The following is a 22,071-nucleotide window of genomic DNA, read 5'->3' as shown; positions in this document are numbered from 1 at the left end:
GCAAGCGAGCTTGCCAGCAGGCAAAAAACAACGGGGGGAGAAGGGGAGCTGGCCGGTCACCTGAACCGCCCCACCCACCCACTTCTCGGACAAGAAGAAAGAATCAAAAACCATGACTGAAAAGCTCACCATTTCCGGTTCCGCCGACCTGATCGCTGCCGTCCCGCACCTGCTGGGCAAAGAGCCGAAAGAGTCCTTCGTGGTGCTGACGTCCCGCGCTGGCACCCTTGGCGCCAGCCTGCGCATGGACGCACCGGCAGGGGCTGACCCGGGCGATTACGCCCAGATGATGACCACCTATGCCGCCCACGACGAGAACGCAACGGGCAGCTTCGTCATCGTCTACACCGACGAAGACCCGGACCACGGCTACCCCTACGCCGCACACGTCGCAGCCCTCACGTCCGAACTGGCTACGGCGCGGATGCCCGTCCGTATGGTCCTGCTGGTCACGGGAACCCACTGGGCGACATACGGCACCGCCGAGAAGAACCCGCTGGATGAGATTCGGGACAGCAACGCCAACGTGACACTGACCTATTTCGGGTCCGCCCCGCACCTTGACGTGTACAACCCAGAATTGCTGGGCGTGTGGGCGGCTCCAGTGCAGGCGCCGGAAGGCACCGATGAGGACCTGGGATTCGCGTGCGGAATGTGGGACGCCGCGCTGGACGGGGCACCTATGCCGCCGGAGACGGAGACGGCCCGCCAGCTGGCTGCAGCATTCCAGCACCGCCACATTCGCGACTACCTGTTCCGGGACACCATCACCACGCACAACGGCGACTTCGGAGACACCCTGATGGGTAAATTCACCAGCCGCCCTGACTGGGACCGCGTGGACCGCGCGGAAGCCGAGGCATTCGAGCTAATGAAGGTTGTACCTGGCGGGCAGCGCGCCCCCATGCTGACCCTGATGGGCTGGCTTCAATGGCTCAAAGGCAGCGGATCCCAGGCGGACCGCTACCTGAAGCTCGCCGCCGAAGACGTACCTGATTTCCGCCTCGCCGTGCTGTTGCGGGAACTGATCAACCGCGGCTACATCGCGGACGTCGCCCGCAACCCCGAAACCGCGTACCAGCGCCGCCTCATCCAGTGACAAACGGGCCGGGCCGGATCACCACACGATCCGGCCCGGCCTCCTTCTCGTGGTGGCGGGGCGGCCTCCTCCGCTGCGCTCCCCCGGCCGCCGGTCACGCTGGCGCGGGCGCAGCCACACACCCAGTCAACGCGCAGAAACCACGGCTACAGTGAACACCAGACACTGCACCGACCAGGAAGCGCGAGCATGGGAACCGACTACATCCTCACCGAGGACGACAAGCCCGGCGAGAACGCCAGCCTCGCCGAAGACATCATCGAACTCAGCCTGCTCACCGCCGGCCAACCGGCCACGCCGGTGGATCTCGGCTGGGCCCAGGAACACCACAACTTCTAAACCTGCGCAGCGCTGACGCTGCACCCGTGACTTCCTTTGTCCGAGGAAAACCAAGGAGCCGGCGCCCGCAAGGGTGCCGGCTCCTTGGTGTTCAAGACCAGAAAGGGGCGTCCGCTGGCGCGGCTGGCTGTTGGGTGTTGCCAGTCCGTCGCAGAGCTCCGGCCCGTCATCACCTGTTGTGTCTACGACGTTTTTTGCTGCTGTCCTTCGGATTCTAGGTACCCGACCCAACCCGTCTAGCCCCCTCCGGGGGCCTGCGAGCCGAAAATTCTTAGGCCAGGGACCGCCGCTGGCGCGACTGTCCCGCAAGATTTTTCGGCTCTTGCCCGATGGGTAGACGGGCCGGTTCGGGCACCGAGCAAGCGAGCTTGCCAGCAGGCAAAAAACAACCGGGGGAGACGGGGAGCTGGCCGGTCACCACGCACCGCCCCCACCCACCCACTTCTCGGACAAGAAGGAGCACCACCAACAATGAACGCAACACCCACACTGGAAATGCTCGACCCGGCAACCCTGACCGTCGACGTCAACGTCCGGAAAGACGCCGCCCTGACCACGGATTTCGTGGCCAGCATCAAGGAACACGGCGTGATGGAACCGGTGATCGCCCACCGCAAGGACGACGGCACCGTGCACGTGCTGATGGGCCAGCGGCGCACCCGCGCCGCCGTCGAAGCCGAACGGCCCCTCATCCCGGTCATGATCATCGACAGCCCGGAAGAGGCCGAACGCATCGTCACGCAGGTAGTGGAGAACATCCAGCGCGCCGAACTCACCGAAGCCGACGAAGCCGACGCCTACCACCAGCTGTCCCTCATCGGGGTTTCGGCCGCCGCGATCGCCAAAAAGACCGGACGGACCAAGACCACCGTCGAATCCGCTCTCAAAGCCAAGTCCACCGACACCGGAGCCGCCGCCCTGGGCAAGGGCTACACCGTTGAGGAAGCGTTAATCCTCGCTGAGTTTGAGTCAGACGAGGACGCCACCGCCGAGCTCGAATCGGTCATCATGGACGAACCCGACATGCTCCTGCACGTCACCCAGCAGCTCCGTGACAAGCGCGACCGCGCCGCCGCACTGGCCGCTCTCACCGCCGAACTGCAAGCGGCCGGAACGATTGTTGTTGCCGAATGCGGGTACGGAGAGGACAGCCAAACACTTCGTGTTACTTCCCTGAAAAGGGCAGACGGGGAACCAGCCACCGACGAGGACGGAAACGCCGTCTACATCGAGACGGACTACCGGGGAGAACACTCCACCGTCGCCGTCGTCACCGGCTGGAAAGACCTGGGCTTCACGCTCCGCTACTACAGCGGCTACGGCACCTCCTCGGCCGCCAAAGGCCCCATGACCGAGGAACAGAAAGCCGAACGGAAGACCCTGATAGAGAACAACAAGCTCATGCAGTCCGCGACCACGGTACGCCGTGAATGGGTCAAAAACCTGCTGGCAAAGAAACAGCCGCCCAAGGGCTGGCAGTACTTCGCCGTCCACGCCATCACCCATCATCCCGAAACCGCCAGCGGCTACGACGGTGAGGTGGCGGCCGAGATGGCCGGCGCGAAGATTGAAGGGTCGAAGACGTGGGGATGGAACCCGCTCCGCACCCACGTGGCTAAGTCCACCGCACGTCCCGAGATATCGCTTATTGCGCTGGTCTGTGCCGGATACGAAAAGACCATCGCCAAGGACTCATGGCGGTCCCCGTCCCGAACCCACAGGGACTACCTGAACCAGCTGGTCCTCTGGGGCTACACCGCATCCGCGACTGAACAAATCATCATCGACAGCGGCCAACCGGCCGAGGAAGAATCGGCAGCATAAACACCCCTTGCCGGGCGGAAGCGAACGCCGCCCGGCAAGGCCCCCCGGCCACTCATCGTCCGAGCGCCAGGAACCTTCCAGAAGCCGGGCGGTCCGCCGCCCGGTGCCAACCACAGCTGCCACTCACCAGCGGCGGACCGCCGTTCACGCAAGACGCGCGACCCGCAGCAGCGTGCCGCGCTGCACCTGCAGTGGCTGGTAGAGTTTCACCAGATTTCCTTTGTCCGAGGAGAGCAAAAAGGGCCGGCTATGCTGGCCCTTTTTGCTCTCACGGAACCTCGGCTACTTAGCCCGGGACGTTCCGGGGGTCGTTGCCGTAGCTGTTTTTCCCGGCGATCTGTCCGTCTTGGTTCTTGATGACGTGCTCGACCTTGTCAGCCTTCGCGGTGTCCCGGCCAACGGTGACTGCTTCGTCCTTGGTGCCGTATCCGGACCCGAACGCCCGGCCGGCGCCCTCGCGCTTGTTTTTCCACTCGCCGTTCTCGTAAAAGGTCTCGATGTCGCCCTGAGCCACTGCACACTCCCTCTGCCGATCGGTTCACTGACACCTGCCCCCGCCGCTGCGGGAAGCGGAAAGGCCCCGCACCACGAGTCAGTCATGTGGGGCCGTTCCTTTGCAGTTGCTCCGCCGGATGGGGGACCGGCGGAGCAACTGCCACCAAACTAATAGCAAGCATGCTTACTTTTCAAGCGGCGCGCCGTCACCCGTACCCCGCGTGGGCTGTGGGCGCCTGCCGGGCCTCCGGCCCCGCCGCCAACGAGGAAGCTCCGTATTCAGCCCTGATTCCCTGCCCGGGGGGCGTCCCGTCCCGGTACGTGATCCGCTGGCTGTGCAGCCACACCCCGAGCAGCCGCTCCTGCTCCGAGCCTGCTTCCTTGTGGAGGGGCCAGTCATTGCACGCGGCACGGTAGTCGGCCAGTTCGGTGAAGCCCTGGTTCCAGAGCTCTTCGCACTGCTCTTTCTGCCGCCGCGGGGTATCCCAGCCCGGAATCTCCCTCAGCCCGTCCCGGTAGGCGGGGGAGAGGTGGGATTGCTGCCGCTTGGCGCCAGCCAGGACTCCAAGGACCGCTCCCGCATGGACGCGGACTTGCTGCTCGGCAACCGGCCCTCCGCCTGCCGCCTCACCCCATCCATACAGCCGCCCCTTCGCTGACACCGCGGGTCCCGGGACGGGCCCGGACTGTGTCCGATGTCAGGCTACCCGCCGACCAGCACCCAACTACGGCGCTGGTCGGGGTGCTGGAGCTTGTAGCGGGTTCGGGCAGAATGGGCTCATGTGCGGCCGCTACGTGATGTCCAAAGCCACCGGAGACCTGCTCAGCGCCTTTGAGGCCAAAGAGGTCGAAGGAACTCCGCCCCCGCCGAGCTGGAACGTCGCCCCCACCCAGGACGTGCCCATCGTGGCCGAGCGCCTGGACGAAGGCACTCTCGACCGGCACCTGCTTGTGGCCCACTGGGGCCTCGTGCCGTCCTGGGCCAAGGACATCAAAATCGGCAACAAGCTCATCAATGCCCGCAGCGAGAGTATCCTCGAGAAGCCTTCGTTCCGTAAGGCCGCGGTGAAGCGCCGCTGCCTGGTCCCTGCCGAGGGTTATTACGAATGGCAGAAAACCGAGGACGGGAAGAAGATCCCGAATTACCTGTACTCGGAGCAGGATGATCTGCTGGCCTTCGCCGGCCTGTACGAGTGGTGGGCCGACCCTACCGTGCCCGAAGATGATCCGGGGAAGTGGCTACTCAGCTGCACCGTCCTCACCACCACCACCCAGGACACGCTCGGCCATATCCACGACCGGTCACCGGTCATCATCCCGCCCGACCGCATCAACGAATGGCTCGACCCGGACCTGGCCGACAAGAACGACGTCCAGCACCTGCTCGACACCCTGCCCGATCCCGTCCTCACCCCACGGATCGTCAGCACCCGCGTCAACAGCGTCCGCAACAACGGTCCCGAACTCATCGAGCCCGCCCAGTAAGACGGGGCAACCCGCTGGCTGAGCACAGGCCAGCCGCCGGTCCGGCCGGATGGCCTGGGGGCGAAACGGGCTGGTTCCCCATGGACCAAGACCGCCGTCGCCGACCAACCCGGGCCGATGGTCGGGTTTCTTTCAGCGGGGACCACACCTATTCAGCACCCCCACTCCATCCGGGTGCGCACCTCACCCCACCAGTCGGGGACCTCTAAGGCGCAGGGGGCTGCAGCGGTGGCGAACCTGCGGGGATGACCACAGTAACCGGCGGCGAAGCTCACCATCCGTAGCCGTGGCCCATGAGGCAGGAATCGCGCACTTTTCGAAGGAAAAAGCTTTAGCAAAAAGCCCTAGAATGCACGGCAAACAGCTATTCATTCAGTTGAATGATTGATAGAATTGAACCAGCAAGTCAGCCAGACGAACGAAACTCATTTGATACGAAACCAGGTGCTGAAATGACTGCAACACCGACCGCTTACACGGTCTACACCAAGCCCGACTGCCCGAACTGTGAGAAGACGAAGGACTACTTCGACTCCAAGGGCATCACCTACACGGCAGTGGACATCACCGACGTGCCCGCCGCGCTGGAGTACATCACCGCCGAACTCGGCTACGCCCAGGCGCCCGTCGTGGTGAACAACGCCGATGACCAGGATCACTGGTCGGGCCTGCGCCGCGACAAGCTTGTCCACGCAGCCATGACTCACGAGGCAGCGTGAGGGCCGTGGCAAACCTGCGACCGGTCGTCGGCTACAAGCTCAGCCCACGGATCCCGTTGGAGGTGGACCTGTTCCGGCAGGTCAACCCCAGCGGCAGGATCTATCCCAACGTTCCCCAACCGGCAGTGGTGGAACCAGCCATTGTGGAACCCATTGATGAGGACCTGTACGCCGGCTACGCCCTTCCGGAGAGGGGAGGGAATGACGGGTATCTCGCGGCAATCACCCGCGTCCCGCTGGGGGAGGGGGGCCTCTGGGACGAGCACACTGCGAACCAGTACCAACCCAACGACCTCACCCATGACGAACCGGGTGGGACCGAACCTCAAAAGGAACCGACACCACCCAGCGAAAACATCACCAGCACGCGAGGAAAAGGAACCTTCATGGCCGGCGAAACCACGACTACTGTCATTGGAAACCTGACATCGGATCCGGAGCTGCGTTTCACTCCTAGCGGGGCAGCCGTCGCCAACTTCACCATCGCCTCCACCCCCAGGACCTTCGATGCCCAGGCCAAGGAGTGGAAGGACGGAGAGACGCTGTTCCTCCGCTCTACGGTGTGGCGCGAGGCGGCCGAGCATGCCGCCGCGTCACTGGCCAAGGGCAGTCGCGTCGTCGCCAGCGGCCGGCTCAAGCCGCGGACCTACGAGACCAAAACGGGGGAGACGCGCACCGTTATCGAGTTCGAAATCGACGAAGTCGGTTTGTCGTTAAAGTACTCGGCTGCGGCCGCTACCGGCACGCCGGAACGCCGCCCCGTGCAGAACCAAGCCCCGGCACCGGACGAGCCGCCCGTGCAGGACAAGGCACCGCGTATTGGCTGGGCGGGCGGGTTCAAAACCCGGCAGGAAGCCGCGGCCCCCGACGCCGGGACCGACGGCTACACCGATGATGATCCGTGGTTCGGAAAGAACGTCACGGGCGAGGGGTACGGCCAGCCAGGGCGCATGACAGAACCAGGGGTCTAGGAGCAGAGTGCCTGCAGGGGGTCAGCGGATACGCTGGCCCTTCAGGTTTGCCCGTATACGGATCATGAGCATAAGGGACAGGATGACGCACGCAGATCATCTCCGTCACGACGACGGCGGCCAACGGCACTCCGATAACCCTTTCGACGAGGACGGCAAGGTGACCCTCCGCCCCCGGCTTCGTCGACGGCACGCGGGCGCGGCCAACGGCCGGGCACACCGCCCCGGACGGGTTGCTGCGTGATGGCCAGGGAAAAAAAGATACCGGCGTTCACTCCCTACTTCACCGAGGATCAGGCGAGCCAGGTCCGGGCTGCGTTCCTGGAAACCGGTGAAGCCGAAGGAGACGCAAGTGTCTCTGACCTCATCGTCTACGCAACGATGCGTGAAGTGCGGCGCCGCCAGCGCAAGTACAACGGCGGCAAGCCCTGGCCTCCGGTGGGGCCCGGCGGACTGCGCAGGGGGCAGCGGAAGAAGGACGAGATGGCACACCGGCGTGAGGAGATCTAGGCGTGGCACTGGGAAACAATGGAATCGGCGACAGCGCTTCAGCTGCTGCCCCGAGGCTGCCACGCATGATGACCCTGGATGAGGTTCAGGACGTCCTGAACCTGGGCAAGCCGACGCTCTACGCGCTGGTGAAAAGCGGTGAACTCCGTGCGGCGCAATTTGGCGGCCGCGGGATCTGGCGGGTCCGCGAAGATGACCTGGCCGCGTACATCGAGGCCGCATACGCCGCGACAGCCGAGCGCATCGCCGCCGGACAGATCGACGACGGCGACGCGCCGGATGACGACTGACGGCAACGCCCTGAGACACGGCGAAGGCCGGCACCTTTGTAGGTGCCGGCCTTCGCTGTATTTCGAGGCACATCGATCCGGTCCTGGATGGAACGACGGAATTATTGGTCGTCGGTGGACGCGGCCGTTTCCGGGCCGGATCCCTGCTCCACACCGGCGCCGCGCTTTGCCGTCCTCCGGCGCTTTACCGCCGCTGGTTCCAGGCCCAGTTTCTTGAGCTCGTCCGTGCTCCACCCGTCGCGGGTGGCCTGGACGTAGGCGCGCTTGTCATCGCGTTCTGCGGCCACCAGCTGGTCCCGGAGTTCGGTGATTCGCTGGCGGCTTTTCACCAGGGCGGTGACGGATTCGATGCGGGAGTCCAGCAGCGCGCGGGCCTGGTTTCGTGTCTGTTCAATGTCGAGGTTCGCCATGGGATCCAGCCTAACGAACGTCCCGCGGCCGGGGCCGTCGGACGCGCCCTTCCTGGCATGACATGTCCTTGTGCGCCGAAGGGGTTTCGGCGAGCAGGTCGGCGTTGCGTGGGTCGTTGAACCAGTCGCGCAGGTAGCCGTCGTGGTAGCTGACGGTCCGTGCGGTGAACTGGAAGTATTCGGGACCGATCCCGCGCCGCCGCCATCGTCGCAGCGTCGTCGCGGGGACTCCGTAATGCGTGGCCACTGTGGATGGTGAGATGAGAGCCAAAACTGTACCTTTCGCTAACCCTATGCCGCGTTCCTTTCGGCACGCTTGCCGAAACTTGGCCGGTGAAGGAATTGGCCAGTCGGTGTCGGCCGGATCGTGGAATACCGGAGCGGAGCGAGGATATGCCGCGAAAGCCGGCTGCGCAGACTTGCCAAGGAAGGACCGGGCAGTAGCATCACCAGCCGAAACGGAACGACGCAGTCGTTGGACAAGTCAGACGCGCAGCGTCGTCCAGGGCAGTACCCGGCAACCAAACAACCGATCAAAAGCGGGGAAAGGCGATTTTCCGGAGCAAGCTATACGGTTATGTGCCATAACCTGCGTGTTGCTCCACGGACTGGGGGCGTGGATGCGGCACACTCGTGAGTGTGGCCCGGAGATTCCGGGGCGCTGCGCTGGGCATGGGGGAGGGGACTGGAATGAGCGAAGAGCCGAAGTCCCCGCGCCGTTTCGGCCGCAAGCGCCGCGCCAACATCGAGGGCGAAACCCAGTACGTGCGGGTTTCGATGTCCGAGTTCGAACGCGCACAGCTGAGAATCCTCGAGGGACAGACCGGGCGGAGCCCGTCGGAGATCCTGGTCAGTGCCGCGCTGTACGCGGAGAACTCCGAGTCGCTGGCTGAACGGAGGGCGATGGCGGTCGAGTTCATGGCGGCCCGCCGCTACCTTGCCGCGCTGTCGAACAACGTCAACCAGCTCGCCCGTCACGCCAACGCTACGGACGAATTCCCGGAGGCGGCCCGCACGGTGCTGACCCGGGTGCGTGCGGTCGCGGACCGGATGAACACGATGTTGGACGCGATGGTGCGCTGATGATTCCCAACATCACCAAGGGCACCCGCATGCACGGGCTCATCGCCTACCTTGCCGGACCGGGACGGACGAACGAGCACACCGACCCGCACCTGGTCGCGGGCTCTCCGTCGATCATGGCGTGGCACAACGACGACGAACTCAACGCCAATGCAGTCCAGGCCATTGCCAATGAACTGGACCGGGCCAGGGCCGTCCTGGGCACCGAGGTCCCCGGGGGACATGTCTGGCACTGCTCCCTGTCCCTGCGCGCCGATGAAGGCGACCTGACCGACCAGAAGTGGGCTGACATCGCGCAGGATTTCATGGACGAGATGGGCTTCACCGAAGCCAGCGGCCGCGCACCGGCGCAGTGGGTCGCGATCCGTCACGGCCACAGCAAAGCCGGGAACGACCACATCCACATCGCCGCCTCCATGGTCCGCGAAGACGGCACAAAGTGGAGCAGCTGGCGGGACTTCCCGCGCGCCCAACAAGCCGCCCGGGCCCTTGAGAAAAAGTACGGCCTGGAAGAGCTCTCGGCCACGCATTCCACCCGTGGCCTGCGGCCCGGCGAACGCGAAGCATCCGAACGAAGGGGAGCCCCGGAACCGGAACGCCGGTCGCTCGAACGCAAGGTCCGCGCGTGCGCCACGGCCGCCCAGGACGAGGCCGAATTCATCCGCCGCCTCCGTCAAACCGGCGCCCTGGTCAGGCCACGGTACGCGGCCGGACGTGACGACGTCGTGGTCGGCTACAAGGTCGCCGAGCGGCCGGCGAAGGGTTGCCGGCCTGTCTGGTTCGGCGGTGGTCACCTCGCCAAAGACCTCGCCCTGCCCAAGCTCCGCGCCGACTGGAACGACACGCCCCAGGGTGCCATCGCTGCGGTCGCGGAATGGCAGGCAGCCGCCCGCGGACGCCGCCCGGTCACAATCGGCCGCGAAGCCTACGAACCCGACCCGCAGATGTGGGGACACTACAGCGAGGAGGTCGCCCGGCTGCGCGAAACCCTGCGCGGAGTTCCGCTGGATGACCATGCGACCTGGGCGCACGTGGCACGCGAGACATCCGGTGCCTTTGCAGCCTGGTCCACCGCCACCGAGGCAACCCCCGGGCCGCTCGCGGCAGCAGCCGACGAACTGTCCAAGACCGCTCAGCTGCGCCGGTACCCGGCCCGACCGATCCGCGGCGTCGGACCATCAGCACGTGGCGCTTCCCTCATGCTCCTGGCAGCGTCGACGGGCGGCAGCGGAACCGCCGCGCAAGCGATCATGCTGCGCCAATTGCTTAACGTCGCCAAGGCCGTGCACGACATGCACAAGGCATCCAACGACCTGCGCCGGGCACGCCAGATTAGCCACATGGTGAAACACCAACTCAGCCAGGTCGCCGCCGCACTACCCAGCGTCCCCGCAACCACGCCCACGGTGGATGCCGAAGCGGCCGCCGCCGTTCAAGCGAGTGCGGCCGGCCAGGTATCAGGAAGGTCCCCTGGCTCGGTGCTGCCGCCCACATACGTGCAGGCAAACAACCACACGAGCACCCGAAGCGGGAGTGCCCGCCCGGGCGCCGAGAGATAACACCAACGAGGGGAACCATGAGCGAATCAGACGGAATCGACGAAGCCTTCGAGGGAATGTCACGGGTGGGGCTCACCATCGCCGGCCGTGTCGGCGAAGTGCTGGCCAGGGCACACGAACAGGAGTTGCGCAGAGCCCAAGCCGCCGAGGAACAACAGGCCCGCGAGCTGCAGGCCCGGTTCGACGCCGAACGCGCAGCCGCCCGTGCGCAGCTCGCCCCGGTCCTGGACAACCGGTGGTGGGACACCGCCACCGGCCGCGATATGGAACGGGCCTACGAGGTTGCGACCGCCTGGAGGGGCCACGACCCCGTAGCGAGCGACGCCGCAGAAGTAATCCGCGACCAGGTGCTCTTCCGCTACGAAATCGATGTGGACACCCTGAGCGCCGATGAAGGGCGGGTCGCTGATGCCGTCGCAAAAGCAATGCGGGAGCGCGGCCACGCCGAAGCGGAACGCTCCACCGGTCGTGACGAGAATGTCCAGGCCGCACTGCTGCTCGCCGAAGCCGGCCGGGAAGACAGGGAACGGGAGGAAGGCCTTCAGGCGCCGGCCAAGGAAGACCTGGACCAGGCGCAGGCCTGGCTCCGTGAGACCAACCCCCTTGAAGCGGAAGGCTGGTCACTGCGGCACAACTTCGCGGACAGCCTGATCGAGGCACGGACCATGGAGCGGACCCTGGTCAGCAACTGGTCAGAAGCCCGCGACAACCTTCGCGCCGAGCAACTGCAGCACGACGCCGGCGACACGTACGACTCCGCCGAACGACGACAGGCGCTGGCCGCCAACCTCGAAGGGGTGGCCGACCGCGAAGCCGTACAGGCCCGGCTCAGTGCCGACCAGGACCAGGGCACGCCACCCAGCGCAGCCCTCAGAAAAGGACCAAAGCCAGCCAAGGCCCGCAAAACCCGCGGAACCAACGGCCTGACAAAGCTCCTACAAAAGGGTATGAGCCGGTAACCCGTCATGCTGTTCAAACGAGGCAGTTCAATCGGTCCGCGGTGACGGCACTTCCCGCGTGATACTCCTGAAGAATCTTTGGTGCACGGGCTTGTGTGACCAGTAATCAGTATGCTTATTATGTGAGTGGTCGGGTTGGGATGTGACCACGAGGGGTAACGAAAAAGGTGCGCTCCGGCAACGGGAGCGCACCTTTTCCCATGTCCCCCAAACGCCATTCCTTCGCTGTCTGCTGGCATCATGAGTCCATGACCATCAGCGGGACCGCCGGGTGCTTTGCACCAGAACAATCCCTTCCTGGTTCCGTGTCCGTCACCGGCCGTCAGAGGTTCTACGCCCGCGAAGAGCCGACGCGTCCCAGCTTCGACGCCGCGCGAGCTCTCGGGGCGTCGCAGAAATTGACCCCATGACGCAGATCAAACGGCCGGCCCCGGACCCGGAATGGGTGCAGATGTACCGGCAAGGCATCCCATCATCGAAGATTGCTGCCGGCGCCGGAGTCGCCGCAAGCACGGTCCGGTACCACCTGACCATCGCGAAGAGACAGGACCCGGACCTTCGGGCCGCACACGAGGCAGCCCTGCCGGTCCCGATGCCACGTCCGCGCCCTGCGGGCCTGCAGAACCTGGAAGACATCCTTCACCTCTATCGGACCGAAGGCCGGTTACCCACCCGCCACACGAAAAAAGAGCAAGCGCTGGCCAGCTGGCTCAAACGCAAGCGCGAGGCAGCCACTGCCGGCACTGTAGTCCCGGCCTACGCGGAAGCGCTGGATGAGATTCCAGGCTGGCGCAACCCGCCGACGAAACAGGCCGATGATGCAGCCCGCTGGGATCGACGCTTGGACGAGACGGTCGCCTGGCTTGCCGCCGGCAATCAGCTGCCCCGGCACAACAAAACCGACAACAGAGAAGAACGAACCCTCGGTGTGTGGCTTCACACCCAACGCATCGACTACCGCGCCGGCAAACTAACCGCCGCCAAAGAAGCCCGTCTCAACGAGAACATCCCCAACTGGCGGGAAGGCCGTCCCAAAGGCCGACGCAGTAGAAGCCAATTGGAATTTGTAACCTAAAAACCAGCCGCTGACCTTGACTCCTCGGCCGCGTCACTAGGCCGTGGCTGCTTCTTCTGCGGCCTCCCGCCCCTCGCGTCCGTTCACGACCACGCCGCACGCTGCGGCCGCAAGTCTGGAACGTTGGTTTACACCCTTCTGGCCAACTAATGCGAAAGCCCGCCGACTGGGGGAGCGGCGGGCCTTCATGTGGAAGGTTCTCGATTGGGGCTCGACAACCTTCAGCATTGAACATATAGGGCGGGCTTTTGGCGTTCGAATGGAAAATTCGGCGGAGCGAGGTCCAAGTGAGCTGGTGGCGCCCCAACGTACTCTGGCGGCGATGTGGCCCGTCCGTTTTATGGCCGGGATGTGACGTCTTCGACGGCCGTGGCAAGGATCTCGTGGTCGTTGCTGTCCCCGTCCAGTAGCCCGTGCAGGTAGGCATCGAAGTCTTCGAAGGGGGCGTTTCCGCCGTTGGCCCAGTAGCGCATCCACAGCAGTTCGGCGCTGGCACTGTGATTCCGCACGAGTTCCAAAGCTGCGGGGCGTGGATCTCCGGTCATGGTCATATACCTTGCGGCCGCCCAAGCAACGGGCCGGTCGTCCTTCAAATGGTCACGGGGAGCCGCCACTGCTGGAGCTGGAACACTATCCTGCCACCTGCACCGGACCGAGGTCACCCCCAGCCCGCCAATAGCTGAGACGGACCGGGACCGCACAGATCGGCCATTGTTGCCCGTTGAAAGGACGATTTCTAACTGTCGCTGTGGAGACGGAGGAACAGAACGAAGACTTCCAGCGGCTGCATCACCTCATCACCGGAACGGACGATGTCAAAGGGTTCCTCACCGGGATGAGCAAATACGCTGCGGCTACGCTCACGCGGGCTGCCGGGTCCCGTATCGAGTGTGCTGTTACTTTGCATCGCCGGCGCCGGAGGGCGACGGTTGCCGGCAGCAGCGACATCGCGATCCTGCTCGACGGCGTGGAGCAGGCCCTGGGGGACGGCCCCTGCCTGGAAGCACTCCAGACCCTCCAGCCGGTTCTTCTGGCCGACACAGCGACCTCGGACCGCTGGCCCGCCTACGCCAAAAACCTCGCGGCCGCGGGCGCCCGAAGCGTGCTCGGCGTGCCCCTGGAACTGGGCGAGGACGCCTCGGCCGCGCTGAACTTCTTCGCCGCCGACACGGGCCTGTTCACCCGGGACGTCATCGACGAGGCGGCCGTGTTCGCGGACATGGCAGGACAGGCGCTGCGCCTGACCGTGCGGATCGCCACCGCCGACCTGCTCGCTGCGGACCTGAAAGCGGCCATGGAGAGCCGGACGGCATCGACCTGGCCACCGGCATCATCATGGCGCAGGACCGCTGCAGCCAGGACGAAGCCTTCGCGAAACTGCAAAAAGCATCAGCAAACCGCAACGAGAAACTCCGGGACGTCGCCGAAGACATCCTCCGCGCCCGGACCAAGACCGGCCACGCCGCAGCCTCCACCCACTTCGACGAATAAGCTGCCCGGTGCCCGTTCCGGAACGAGCCGGCACCCGCGGTGCATCCCATGCAACCCAGCCATGATCCAGTGGAGCGTGTCCGGGCTCACCGGCTGCACTGTGAATGTTTGAAGACCCCAGCCAGCGACTTCCGTGACAGTTACCGACTGGCTGCCTGGGTGTCCCAGCGCTTTTGGGCTCCCTGACGCGTGATCCCGAATGCCCGGCCGATCCTGTCCCAAGAGACACCCGCGGCCCTGGCGGTTGCGACGGCATCGTCGAGCTGCGATTCGAGGTCCTTCAGACTCCGGCCCAAGGCGCCGATCGTGTGCAGCGACAGGTCCGGGGCGATATGCCGGTGCCACACATCCAGGAACACCGGTTCCAGATCCTCCCGATCGGCAATATCGGCAGCGTCGGCGCTGGCCGGCGGCCCCGCGAAGATCCGCCCCGCGGCAATATCCTCGTCGGCCGGATCCCAGACCCGTGTCCACAACGGGTCCAAGACGACGTGTTCCCGGGACGGAACACAGCTGCAGGCGACCCGCCAGCCGACCACCTGGGACGACGGCCGCCACGCCTGACGGTCCGGATCACTCTCGTGAGCAACCGGGCGGCCGTCGCGCGTCATCAGGTTGATTTCCATCCACCTGCCGCCGGACCCGTACAGGCCGTCGGCGAAGACGCAGACGACGTAGCCTTCATGCTCGCTGCCTTCGGTAAACCAGCCCATTCTGCTTCTCCTCAACGGCCTCTGGTTGGTACAGTGACCAGTATGCCCGAGCGCAACCCAGGTTGCCAAGAGGGGAGGCTTACGCAACTTTACTTGTCATAACGTCGGTTATCGGCGTTTTGGCACCCGAGGGGGAGTGGCCCGACAAGACCCTCTTTGCTAACTGCCGATGAGGGTTCTGTCGGCCGGCGGCAGGACCGCGAAAGTAGCTGCATCCAGGTCAGGACAGTCCTGCTGCGCCCTTGGTCCTGAGGCCTCGTCTCCTGGCCGTTCATGGCAATGTGTTGTCCCAATGGTCACGCCAGTTCCCGTAATATCCTTCGGTTACGTCTTCGGACGGGTTACGCCAACGCCGTCCGCTCGTCGGCAGAGGCGGGATCCGATCCTCGTCTTGGGCTGACGTGGGTGTTCTTGGGCACTGGTTGGCCGGGGGCTTAAGCGTCTTCCCCTGCACTGAAACTGGCTTTATAGGCTTGGGCTGCTGGATCGGTGCCGGCCGCTTTGGGAGAAACTTTCTCTGCCCCTTGATGTACTCCAGGTCCGCGCCGACCTCTTTGAAACCCGGTGAGCCTTTGTGGATGCGGGAAAGGTCTAGCAGCTCGGCCTCTCGCCAATACCTGCGGAGCAACGTCTCCGCGCCCGGGTATCTCATACCTTGTGCCATGATCAGCGCGTGGCCGGCTTCCGCCAGCAGTTGCAGTCGTGCCACTTCCAGGTCGGCCGGGGTAGCCGTCTTGCCGTAGACGTCGGCCAAGGCACACCACGCGTGGAGCAGCGCGTCGAGAAGGTCTTCGTCCTTCAGCGTCTGGCGAACCTTTGAGTTGCTGAGCTCCAGAATGTCCATAACCAATGCGTTAGGCATTGTGGTGGAGTGCTCAGGGCTAAGCCGAAGAAAAGCCTCGACCCTCGCGGCTGTTATGCCGTAAGCCCTCAGCCAGGCGAGTACCGCCTGCGACGGCCCGCTGCCCGGGAGACGCTCTTCTACGTAAGTCGCTGCGGCCCACTGGATGAAGAGCGCGTATGGGTGTGAATTCATGGTTACCTCCTGTGTTGAAGGCGTCTGAGACGCCGGAAATGCCGGAAAAGGGCAAAAGAAAAGGACCGTCCGGGAGACGGTCCTTGAGGGATGACTATTGAGGCTGATTGGTGGTGGTGAAGAGGCTGGCTCCTTTCGGTACCTAAAGAGAAGAACCCCTGCGGTTGCAGGGGTTCAAGGTTGTATTTGGCCGGCGCTCACAGCCCAAGTTGTATCTACTTCTCACCGTAGCAGTCGCTCCAAATTTAACTGACGACGCAGATCATCAGCGGTGGTTTCCCGCTCTGCAGAAGACGGTCCTGGCAAAGAGCAGAACTCGTTGAGCTATTTGTATTTGGCACCAACTTCCGTTTCACATGCAAACTTCTGCGGCTGCCGTCCTGTGCGCATGGACGTTGGACGCTAGGTCGTCATATGAGCATGCAGGGCGATTTTCCCTCGCGGGCGCTGGTTCCTGCCGACAACACCGACAATCACTCCCCCAGCTTTACAGAATATCCGTTATCGGCGTTGAAACAAGCGGAGGAGAGTAGGCCAGAGCTGGCCGTTTCACGGGGTCGTTTATGGCGTAACCTTCCCAGCCTCCGCCAAGTCAGAACAAGTTTCCAGCGTGCGGTTTACGCCGGAGACATCCAGAAAGGCATGGTCGAAAGGCGCGAATAGTCGTCGGATTAGAGGAGAAGTACATGGCACGCGCCCTGGGTTTCGAAAAAGGGACCGCCGGTCCGGCACGGCCGAAACAGGATCGGGCACACGCCGTTCCCGACTACGTCCGGGCAGACCTAGTGGAACTTGCCCTCGATGATGGTGAACGAGCCGTCCAGCGGTTCCTTTGGGACTACATGAGCCTCTAACCGGACCGCCACACCCATATCGTGCATGCCCTCGGTAAGGAAGGCATGGAAAGCCGCCAGGGCGAAGTATGACAGCATGGATGCGGCATTGGTTCGCCCTCGCGCCTCGAGTAACGGAAGAACGTAACGTGGCCTCATATCTGTCCATGCGTACTGGCTAGGAAGGAAGCTTGAGGCTTGCTGAAGCCTAACTTTTGTGACGAGGCGTCCCATGCCAAGGTTGCCGTTGCTCCATCAATGCTCAACGCACACGCGGTCGGTTCTCCAAAGTCCGTCTTCTGAACACTCCAGGCAACGACTGGTACGGCCCATCATCCAGAAACGGTGCCTAGGTACTCCGGCTAAGACCGATGATGGTTGCTTCAAGATCTTCCAGTGACTGCCATATCCAAGCAATTGCCTCCAGGTCCCTCGGCCCTTGGGCGAGTTCAAGCGGGCATCCGTCCATGAGACCGGCCAATAGCCTGAGCGCCGCGGCAGCTTTCTCGGCAGAGAGGGAGGGGACGGAGTTCGTGTCTGGCTTCACAGCAGATCCAATTCCTGAATAACTCCGTATTCAACGCCGGAGCTGAGGGTAGCAGTAAAGGATCTGAAGCTGTGGCGTATAACCAGAATGCCCCGGTCCGTTGCCTTCTCGCTGAGCAGGCGAGTGGCCTCCTCAAGCTGTAGGTCTCTGGATGCGCGGTTATGGGCCTCGATGATAATGGTGTCGTCGGTAAACATCCTTGGTCTCCATCGTTCAATACATGCGGGCGACAAGCCGTTGGCTGGCTGGGTGCCGGAAGAGTGGTTGATTCCCTAAGCCCTCTGGAGCGCCGCCGGTGGCGCCACTGGGATTCGAGGTTTGTGCTGTTGGTTTCGGCCGCCTCGTCATTCCACAGGGGGTGTATGGATCCCTGGGCTCGGCCGAGTTTGTGATTGCGCCCTGACGTGCCTGCCTGGTTGCAAGCTATGCGAAGGCCGGCTTAGTTGGGTCACCGCGGGTGGCTGGCGACCTAACAACTGATAGCGAAATGACAGACATGATGGGTCGCAAACAGGGCTTGGAAAACCACCAGCCCTGCGGGAACATCCTGCGTCGAGACCTATGATTCATCAAAAGACTCACACTTACAAACTGGCAGTAGAACTTCGAATTGCCGCTTCAAATCTTGAGGGCAGCATAGATTTTTAGATCGACTGACCGGCCCGCACTGATCGCAACGAAGTAACGGGTGTCCGGGCTGACGGTCGAGTCCATGACCTTACCCAACGGCGTCATCAGGCGGTCCCGAGGGGGTTGGTCGCCAAGTATGAAGAGGTGGTGTCATTGGGGCGATCTCGATGATCCAAGATTGTGTCGCAACGGTCGTCGGATTCACTTAGGTGGCTATCGCGCCGCTATTTCGCATAAGGCTATGGCACGCCTATACCGCCCCAAAGGTACATGCCGCAGCCCTTCAATGATGTATGGACTGACAGTATGAATTAGTAGGAATCCGCCAGGCCTGTCTCATCCAACCGGTGGGTTCCCACCTCGTATTGACGACTACGTTGAGAACCGAGACATCCTTGAGAAGCGGTAAAGCTAAATGACGGGAGTAGAAGTGACTGCTCAGTCTCAAATTCGGATGTGTGAAAGGGAGTTCAGCTGCGTTTGTCTCTGGCTTCCTACTACTAGTGATCCCGTGGTTAACGAAGAAGATTTTTTGGTTCGCGCACCACTGGCATGATGCCGTGCTTGCCGAAATCTTCGGGCATGTAAGAGCTCCACATGTTCCACCAATTTTCATTCGGACCCCAGATGATGGGGTCGCGATTATCGTCGTAGATCTGCTCTAGGTCCGTGTAGAGCTCCACAACGGCGCCAGAGGTTTCCACGTAGTACGCGGCAATGTTATGGCCGGCTCCGTGACGTACCGGGCCCCAAATGAGTTCGCGCCCAGCTTTCTGAAGCCGGTCCCCTAGCCTGCCGAGGTCCGCAATAGACTGGGTCTCCCACGCATGGTGGTGAAGAGTTCCCTGGCCCTTGACCAAGGCGATTCCGTGATGGTCGGGGTTGCAACGCAGGAAGTAAGCGAAGTCGTCTCCGATGACGTCTGAAAGCCGGAAGTCCAGCACTCTCTGAAGGAACTTCATCATTCCAGTGACGTCCCTGGGGCGGAAATTCAGGTGCCCATATCGATCAGGACCAAAGGATTTGAAGGATGCTTGGTCCTGCTGCATGCCTCTGTAGATTTCGAAGATGAAATTTTCCGGACCTACGAAAGTAAATCCCTCTTCGATGCCAAGACCGCGTGGGCGTTCGCTAATGATTCGAAATCCCTCGTCCTCGACGCGGCGTCGGACTATACGCAGCGCGTCACCATCGCGGGCGACGAGCCCAAAGGTGTCAACGCCGTCGACGTCGGATTCGAGGTATACCAGTTCATGGTGCACATCGCTGGCCGACAGATACACGGTTCCATCTGTCCGTCTGGTTTCACGAAGGCCCAAGAGTTGCGTGGCGTCCCAAACCGAGCCCTCAATGTCGGTCGTCTGAATCCCGATGTAACCCATCTCAGTGATCAAGCCCCAGGACAAGTGTTCCTCCTCTTTAGTCGTAGCGGTCTGCGCTTGCCAAGTTGGTCGTTTGATGTTTGCGGTTACAGTCGGCAGTGCAGCAGGACTCTGCCGATGTGCTTTTGTAGTCGAAGTGGGCGTAAGCGCCGGCCCTGTAAGAGAGGAACGTGTGTCCGCATCTTCCGGGCTCGAGCACTGGCCCAAAGGCATGCTCGTGGTTGACACATAATTTCGGCTTTCTGCTATGCGTGACGGTCAAGACAGCGTGCCGCTGACGGTGCCTTGCTTCTTCATCAGCGGGCGCTAGCCTTCGGCCCGGTCGTTCTTTGGGCAAAGGGCAGGCGAAGCGGGGCCGGAGGAAAACCTTCACTTTGCACCTACCGTAGCCGGGCCCTATCTGCCAAGCAATATCCGTAGGATGATGTAGCGCTTCCGGGGCCTCCATAAAATGCACAAAATTGGCTTCTTAGTTCGATCGCGATGTCGGCACCCAGCTCTCTGTCGCGCTGGAGTTGTGGATGCGTCGGAGGCCGCCAGATCTTGCCACAGAGGCGCGGACCAGAGGACGCGCGGTCATCGATTCGAATCGTCGAACGTGTCCTGCTGGCCCGGGAAACGAAGGAAGCATCCGCCGCTGAACTGGCCGGCCACTACGCCAGAGACGGCGGTGATCTGGTGCGGGTTCCAGCCAACCCATTGCCCTACCTTTGGCACCGGCTTACATACACAAGGCGGAGTTTCACAAGCTTCGACTTTAGAGGCGCCGCCTGCCGTGCTCCCAACTAGGTAGGTTTGTAGATGGCCAGCCCGGCTACGCCGCAAGAGCGAAAGTGGCCCGAGGGCGAGGACGGCAGCGGTCAGCAGTACTCGTCTGATTCTCTTGGTGTCTTCGAGAAATCGCGGTATCGGCGAGCCATGGTTCAGCCACGCACCGCAGCACCCTGCCCCGATAACTGACCCAGGGCAGGGTGCTGCGAATGTGTTTGAGAAGGAGCGAGTCTAGTAGCTTCCGGTTCGGGACTTGTTGTCGAGAACCTTTCTGAGCACACGCTCGGACACCTCAAGCGTGTAGTCGATGTCGTCGGCAGTGTGTGCGACGCTGATGTGGCTGCGCCCGATGTTCTCGGGCATCTCAAAGATGCCGTTACGAACCAGTTCCTTGCGGTAGGCGACGAATAGCTCGGTGTTGTTTCGGGGCACGTCGTCGAAGCTGTTCAGCTCTCCTTCCATGAAGAGCATGATGTAGAGCGAGCCGTATCCGGAGACGATCGTGGGGACGCCGACACGGTCGGAGATCTCCCGAAGACCGGTACGCATCCTGTCGCCAAGAGCAAAGATGTGTTCGTATGCGGCGCCGTCAGCGAGTTCGGCCAGCGTCGCCTTCGCTGCTGCGAGCCCGACCGCTCCGCCGTTGTACGTGCCGGCGAAGGCGACCTTTCCTGTTGCCGTGGTGCTGTATTGGGCCATGAGATCGGCGCGACCGCCGACAAATGCGAGGGGGAACCCGTTCGCCACGGCCTTGCCCATGCAGGTTAGGTCAGGCCTGACGCCGCAGATGGCCTGATAGCCGCCAAGGTTATGCCGGATGCCAGTGATGACCTCGTCGAAAATGAGGAGTGCACCGTGCTTGTCGCAGAGGTCTCGCAAGCCCTGCAAGAATCCGTCGTGAGGGTGGATGCTGGGGCTGTTGTGCGCGATGGGCTCGACGATGATCGCGGCCACTTCGCCTTCGTTTTCAATGAGGGTTCGTTCGACGTCGGCCAAGTCGTTGTACCGGCAAACCAGGGTTGCGTCGACTGCGGCGTCGAGCATGCCCTGGGAGCCCGGGTCGCGTTTGCCGATCCGCTCAGCAGGGCTGATGGTGTTCAGCAGCACGTAGTCGTGGCCGCCGTGGTAGTGCCCCTGAAACTTAATGATCTTCTGTCGCCCGGTGACACCGCGTGAGAGTCGGATCGCGTGGTAGGTGGACTCGCTGCCAGTGACGCAGAACAGGACCTGGTCGACGAACGGAATGTTCGATACCAGGGTCTCCGCCACCTCGACCTCGAGCTCAGTTGTTCCGACTCCGAAGAGCACGGTTTTCTGGATGGCTTCCGACACTGCCTCAGAGACCGGCTGCGAGGCGTGGCCGAGGATGATCGGGCCGTAGGCCGCGTGGTAGTCGATGTACCTGTTGCCGTCCACGTCTTCGAGGTATGCGCCATCGCCGCGGGCGAAACACAGGGGTGGGTCAATTTTGCGGCGGGCGGTGTTCACTCCCCCGGGCGTCACGATCCCTCCGCGCGCATAGAGTGCGGCCGACTTCTCGATCGAGCCGATCGGACCGGTCGGTCGTTGCAGTGGCGTAGCGGCCGATAGTTGCAGGGGCGTTACAGACATCTGAGGCTCTTCCTTCTACCTTGCGTTGGGTTCGGCCCCTCAAAACGGCCCCATAACTGGAAAGGTGTGGGAGCCGGTGGACCAATATGGTCTTCGAACTGTATGTAGATCACTCGGTGTCAGTCAACCCCCTTCACGCCTTACCCTCCCAGAATTCGGCTCGCTACCTCGTAACTTCTCGGAAATCTTGCGCGCGTAGTGTGTTCGAAGGGGTTGACAGGACGAAAGCATCTGCATAC

25 protein-coding genes and 1 pseudogene are annotated in these 22,071 nt (G+C 62.9%); 16 read left to right on the top strand and 10 right to left on the bottom strand.

What is annotated here, in order from left to right; all coding sequences use genetic code 11:
• Positions 1–112: 112 nt before the first annotated feature.
• From AC4EEO_RS20435 to AC4EEO_RS20425, 3 genes are all read left to right on the top strand, one after another.
• Positions 113–1,099, top strand: coding sequence for a DUF4192 family protein (locus tag AC4EEO_RS20435; protein WP_491340455.1), 987 nt, complete (start codon positions 113–115; stop codon positions 1,097–1,099).
• Between the two features lie 189 nt (positions 1,100–1,288).
• Complete coding sequence (locus AC4EEO_RS20430; protein ID WP_491330987.1) at positions 1,289–1,438, top strand: hypothetical protein; 150 nt, start codon at positions 1,289–1,291, stop codon at positions 1,436–1,438.
• Between the two features lie 471 nt (positions 1,439–1,909).
• Positions 1,910–3,262, top strand: coding sequence for a ParB/RepB/Spo0J family partition protein (locus AC4EEO_RS20425; RefSeq protein ID WP_491330988.1), 1,353 nt, complete (start codon positions 1,910–1,912; stop codon positions 3,260–3,262).
• 286 nt (positions 3,263–3,548) lie between these two features.
• On the opposite strand, the gene AC4EEO_RS20420 is transcribed toward AC4EEO_RS20425, so the two are convergent.
• Together AC4EEO_RS20420 and AC4EEO_RS20415 are read right to left on the bottom strand one after the other, a co-directional pair.
• Entirely contained in the window at positions 3,549–3,776 is a 228-nt protein-coding gene (locus tag AC4EEO_RS20420) for a DUF2188 domain-containing protein (protein WP_491330989.1), read from the bottom strand.
• Between the two features lie 187 nt (positions 3,777–3,963).
• Positions 3,964–4,419, bottom strand: a complete 456-nt coding sequence (locus AC4EEO_RS20415) for a helicase associated domain-containing protein (protein ID WP_491330990.1) — start codon at positions 4,417–4,419, stop codon at positions 3,964–3,966.
• A gap of 136 nt (positions 4,420–4,555) precedes the next feature.
• On the opposite strand from AC4EEO_RS20415, the gene AC4EEO_RS20410 reads away from it, so the two are divergent.
• The 6 genes from AC4EEO_RS20410 (at position 4,556) to AC4EEO_RS20385 (ending at position 7,732) form a co-directional block, all read left to right on the top strand.
• Complete coding sequence (locus AC4EEO_RS20410; protein ID WP_491340463.1) at positions 4,556–5,242, top strand: SOS response-associated peptidase; 687 nt, start codon at positions 4,556–4,558, stop codon at positions 5,240–5,242.
• A 452-nt stretch (positions 5,243–5,694) separates the two neighbouring features.
• Positions 5,695–5,961 (top strand): glutaredoxin family protein, encoded by a 267-nt coding sequence (locus tag AC4EEO_RS20405; RefSeq protein ID WP_491330992.1) that lies wholly within the window; start codon positions 5,695–5,697, stop codon positions 5,959–5,961.
• A 5-nt stretch (positions 5,962–5,966) separates the two neighbouring features.
• On the top strand, positions 5,967–6,932 hold the full coding sequence (gene ssb, locus AC4EEO_RS20400) for a single-stranded DNA-binding protein (RefSeq protein WP_491330993.1): 966 nt from the start codon (positions 5,967–5,969) through the stop codon (positions 6,930–6,932).
• 82 nt (positions 6,933–7,014) lie between these two features.
• On the top strand, positions 7,015–7,176 hold the full coding sequence (locus AC4EEO_RS20395) for a hypothetical protein (protein WP_491330994.1): 162 nt from the start codon (positions 7,015–7,017) through the stop codon (positions 7,174–7,176).
• On the top strand, positions 7,176–7,442 hold the full coding sequence (locus tag AC4EEO_RS20390; RefSeq protein WP_491330995.1) for a ParB family protein: 267 nt from the start codon (positions 7,176–7,178) through the stop codon (positions 7,440–7,442). The genes AC4EEO_RS20395 and AC4EEO_RS20390 overlap by 1 nt, the downstream gene beginning before the upstream one ends.
• A 2-nt stretch (positions 7,443–7,444) precedes the next feature.
• The gene (locus tag AC4EEO_RS20385) at positions 7,445–7,732 is read left to right on the top strand and encodes a helix-turn-helix domain-containing protein (protein WP_491330996.1); all 288 of its coding nucleotides are present in this window, start codon (positions 7,445–7,447) and stop codon (positions 7,730–7,732) included.
• A gap of 101 nt (positions 7,733–7,833) precedes the next feature.
• On the opposite strand, the gene AC4EEO_RS20380 is transcribed toward AC4EEO_RS20385, so the two are convergent.
• On the bottom strand, positions 7,834–8,142 hold the full coding sequence (locus tag AC4EEO_RS20380; protein ID WP_491330997.1) for a hypothetical protein: 309 nt from the start codon (positions 8,140–8,142) through the stop codon (positions 7,834–7,836).
• Between the two features lie 10 nt (positions 8,143–8,152).
• Positions 8,153–8,413, bottom strand: coding sequence for a helix-turn-helix transcriptional regulator (locus AC4EEO_RS20375; protein ID WP_491330998.1), 261 nt, complete (start codon positions 8,411–8,413; stop codon positions 8,153–8,155).
• Between the two features lie 419 nt (positions 8,414–8,832).
• On the opposite strand from AC4EEO_RS20375, the gene mobC reads away from it, so the two are divergent.
• The 4 genes from mobC to AC4EEO_RS20355 all read left to right on the top strand — a co-directional run bounded on the left by mobC (position 8,833) and on the right by AC4EEO_RS20355 (position 12,818).
• Positions 8,833–9,225 (top strand): plasmid mobilization relaxosome protein MobC, encoded by a 393-nt coding sequence (gene mobC, locus AC4EEO_RS20370; RefSeq protein WP_491330999.1) that lies wholly within the window; start codon positions 8,833–8,835, stop codon positions 9,223–9,225.
• Positions 9,225–10,784, top strand: a complete 1,560-nt coding sequence (locus AC4EEO_RS20365; RefSeq protein WP_491331000.1) for a relaxase/mobilization nuclease domain-containing protein — start codon at positions 9,225–9,227, stop codon at positions 10,782–10,784. Before mobC ends, AC4EEO_RS20365 begins: the two co-directional genes overlap by 1 nt.
• Positions 10,785–10,801: 17 nt before the next feature.
• Entirely contained in the window at positions 10,802–11,743 is a 942-nt protein-coding gene (locus tag AC4EEO_RS20360; protein ID WP_491331001.1) for a hypothetical protein, read from the top strand.
• A gap of 406 nt (positions 11,744–12,149) precedes the next feature.
• Complete coding sequence (locus AC4EEO_RS20355) at positions 12,150–12,818, top strand: helicase associated domain-containing protein (protein WP_491331002.1); 669 nt, start codon at positions 12,150–12,152, stop codon at positions 12,816–12,818.
• 338 nt (positions 12,819–13,156) lie between these two features.
• Here AC4EEO_RS20355 and AC4EEO_RS20350 read toward each other — a convergent pair whose 3' ends face one another.
• The gene (locus tag AC4EEO_RS20350) at positions 13,157–13,363 is read right to left on the bottom strand and encodes a hypothetical protein (RefSeq protein ID WP_491331003.1); all 207 of its coding nucleotides are present in this window, start codon (positions 13,361–13,363) and stop codon (positions 13,157–13,159) included.
• Positions 13,364–13,653: 290 nt separating this feature from the next.
• Between AC4EEO_RS20350 and AC4EEO_RS20345 the strand changes: the two are divergent.
• Positions 13,654–13,995, top strand: a pseudogene (locus tag AC4EEO_RS20345) (GAF domain-containing protein); the annotation flags it as partial.
• Between the two features lie 158 nt (positions 13,996–14,153).
• Positions 14,154–14,309, top strand: a complete 156-nt coding sequence (locus tag AC4EEO_RS20340) for an ANTAR domain-containing protein (protein WP_491331015.1) — start codon at positions 14,154–14,156, stop codon at positions 14,307–14,309.
• A gap of 140 nt (positions 14,310–14,449) precedes the next feature.
• Here AC4EEO_RS20340 and AC4EEO_RS20335 read toward each other — a convergent pair whose 3' ends face one another.
• Together AC4EEO_RS20335 and AC4EEO_RS20330 are read right to left on the bottom strand one after the other, a co-directional pair.
• Positions 14,450–15,022 carry a hypothetical protein gene (locus AC4EEO_RS20335; protein ID WP_491331004.1) on the bottom strand — a complete coding sequence of 191 codons (573 nt, stop codon included), beginning with the start codon at positions 15,020–15,022 and terminating at the stop codon, positions 14,450–14,452.
• A 271-nt stretch (positions 15,023–15,293) separates the two neighbouring features.
• Positions 15,294–16,058, bottom strand: coding sequence for a hypothetical protein (locus AC4EEO_RS20330; protein WP_491331005.1), 765 nt, complete (start codon positions 16,056–16,058; stop codon positions 15,294–15,296).
• Positions 16,059–16,744: 686 nt separating this feature from the next.
• On the opposite strand from AC4EEO_RS20330, the gene AC4EEO_RS20325 reads away from it, so the two are divergent.
• On the top strand, positions 16,745–16,912 hold the full coding sequence (locus AC4EEO_RS20325) for a hypothetical protein (protein WP_491331006.1): 168 nt from the start codon (positions 16,745–16,747) through the stop codon (positions 16,910–16,912).
• A gap of 522 nt (positions 16,913–17,434) precedes the next feature.
• On the opposite strand, the gene AC4EEO_RS20320 is transcribed toward AC4EEO_RS20325, so the two are convergent.
• The 3 genes from AC4EEO_RS20320 to AC4EEO_RS20310 form a co-directional block, all read right to left on the bottom strand.
• Complete coding sequence (locus AC4EEO_RS20320; RefSeq protein ID WP_491331007.1) at positions 17,435–17,635, bottom strand: hypothetical protein; 201 nt, start codon at positions 17,633–17,635, stop codon at positions 17,435–17,437.
• A gap of 948 nt (positions 17,636–18,583) precedes the next feature.
• Positions 18,584–19,474 (bottom strand): VOC family protein, encoded by an 891-nt coding sequence (locus tag AC4EEO_RS20315; RefSeq protein WP_491331008.1) that lies wholly within the window; start codon positions 19,472–19,474, stop codon positions 18,584–18,586.
• Positions 19,475–20,452: 978 nt separating this feature from the next.
• Positions 20,453–21,832, bottom strand: coding sequence for an aspartate aminotransferase family protein (locus AC4EEO_RS20310; protein ID WP_491331009.1), 1,380 nt, complete (start codon positions 21,830–21,832; stop codon positions 20,453–20,455).
• Between the last annotated feature and the right edge of the window lie 239 nt (positions 21,833–22,071).

The organism is Pseudarthrobacter sp. MOO13 (genome assembly GCF_058267655.1).
The sequence above is the reverse complement of the archived record's forward strand: the minus strand, read 5'-3'. Positions and strand labels throughout refer to the sequence as shown.

Coding starts and splice junctions, on each gene's coding strand:
- AC4EEO_RS20365 (WP_491331000.1), top strand. CDS start 9,225: ATGATTCCCAACATCACCAAGGGCACCCGCATGCACGGGCTCATCGCC.
- AC4EEO_RS20325 (WP_491331006.1), top strand. CDS start 16,745: ATGGCACGCGCCCTGGGTTTCGAAAAAGGGACCGCCGGTCCGGCACGG.
- AC4EEO_RS20405 (WP_491330992.1), top strand. CDS start 5,695: ATGACTGCAACACCGACCGCTTACACGGTCTACACCAAGCCCGACTGC.
- AC4EEO_RS20335 (WP_491331004.1), bottom strand. CDS start 15,022: ATGGGCTGGTTTACCGAAGGCAGCGAGCATGAAGGCTACGTCGTCTGC.
- AC4EEO_RS20430 (WP_491330987.1), top strand. CDS start 1,289: ATGGGAACCGACTACATCCTCACCGAGGACGACAAGCCCGGCGAGAAC.
- mobC (WP_491330999.1), top strand. CDS start 8,833: ATGAGCGAAGAGCCGAAGTCCCCGCGCCGTTTCGGCCGCAAGCGCCGC.
- AC4EEO_RS20355 (WP_491331002.1), top strand. CDS start 12,150: ATGACGCAGATCAAACGGCCGGCCCCGGACCCGGAATGGGTGCAGATG.
- AC4EEO_RS20310 (WP_491331009.1), bottom strand. CDS start 21,832: ATGTCTGTAACGCCCCTGCAACTATCGGCCGCTACGCCACTGCAACGA.
- AC4EEO_RS20425 (WP_491330988.1), top strand. CDS start 1,910: ATGAACGCAACACCCACACTGGAAATGCTCGACCCGGCAACCCTGACC.
- AC4EEO_RS20380 (WP_491330997.1), bottom strand. CDS start 8,142: ATGGCGAACCTCGACATTGAACAGACACGAAACCAGGCCCGCGCGCTG.
- AC4EEO_RS20350 (WP_491331003.1), bottom strand. CDS start 13,363: ATGACCGGAGATCCACGCCCCGCAGCTTTGGAACTCGTGCGGAATCAC.
- AC4EEO_RS20360 (WP_491331001.1), top strand. CDS start 10,802: ATGAGCGAATCAGACGGAATCGACGAAGCCTTCGAGGGAATGTCACGG.
- AC4EEO_RS20395 (WP_491330994.1), top strand. CDS start 7,015: ATGACGCACGCAGATCATCTCCGTCACGACGACGGCGGCCAACGGCAC.
- AC4EEO_RS20340 (WP_491331015.1), top strand. CDS start 14,154: ATGGCGCAGGACCGCTGCAGCCAGGACGAAGCCTTCGCGAAACTGCAA.
- AC4EEO_RS20330 (WP_491331005.1), bottom strand. CDS start 16,058: ATGAATTCACACCCATACGCGCTCTTCATCCAGTGGGCCGCAGCGACT.
- AC4EEO_RS20320 (WP_491331007.1), bottom strand. CDS start 17,635: ATGTTTACCGACGACACCATTATCATCGAGGCCCATAACCGCGCATCC.
- AC4EEO_RS20410 (WP_491340463.1), top strand. CDS start 4,556: ATGTCCAAAGCCACCGGAGACCTGCTCAGCGCCTTTGAGGCCAAAGAG.
- AC4EEO_RS20435 (WP_491340455.1), top strand. CDS start 113: ATGACTGAAAAGCTCACCATTTCCGGTTCCGCCGACCTGATCGCTGCC.
- AC4EEO_RS20390 (WP_491330995.1), top strand. CDS start 7,176: ATGGCCAGGGAAAAAAAGATACCGGCGTTCACTCCCTACTTCACCGAG.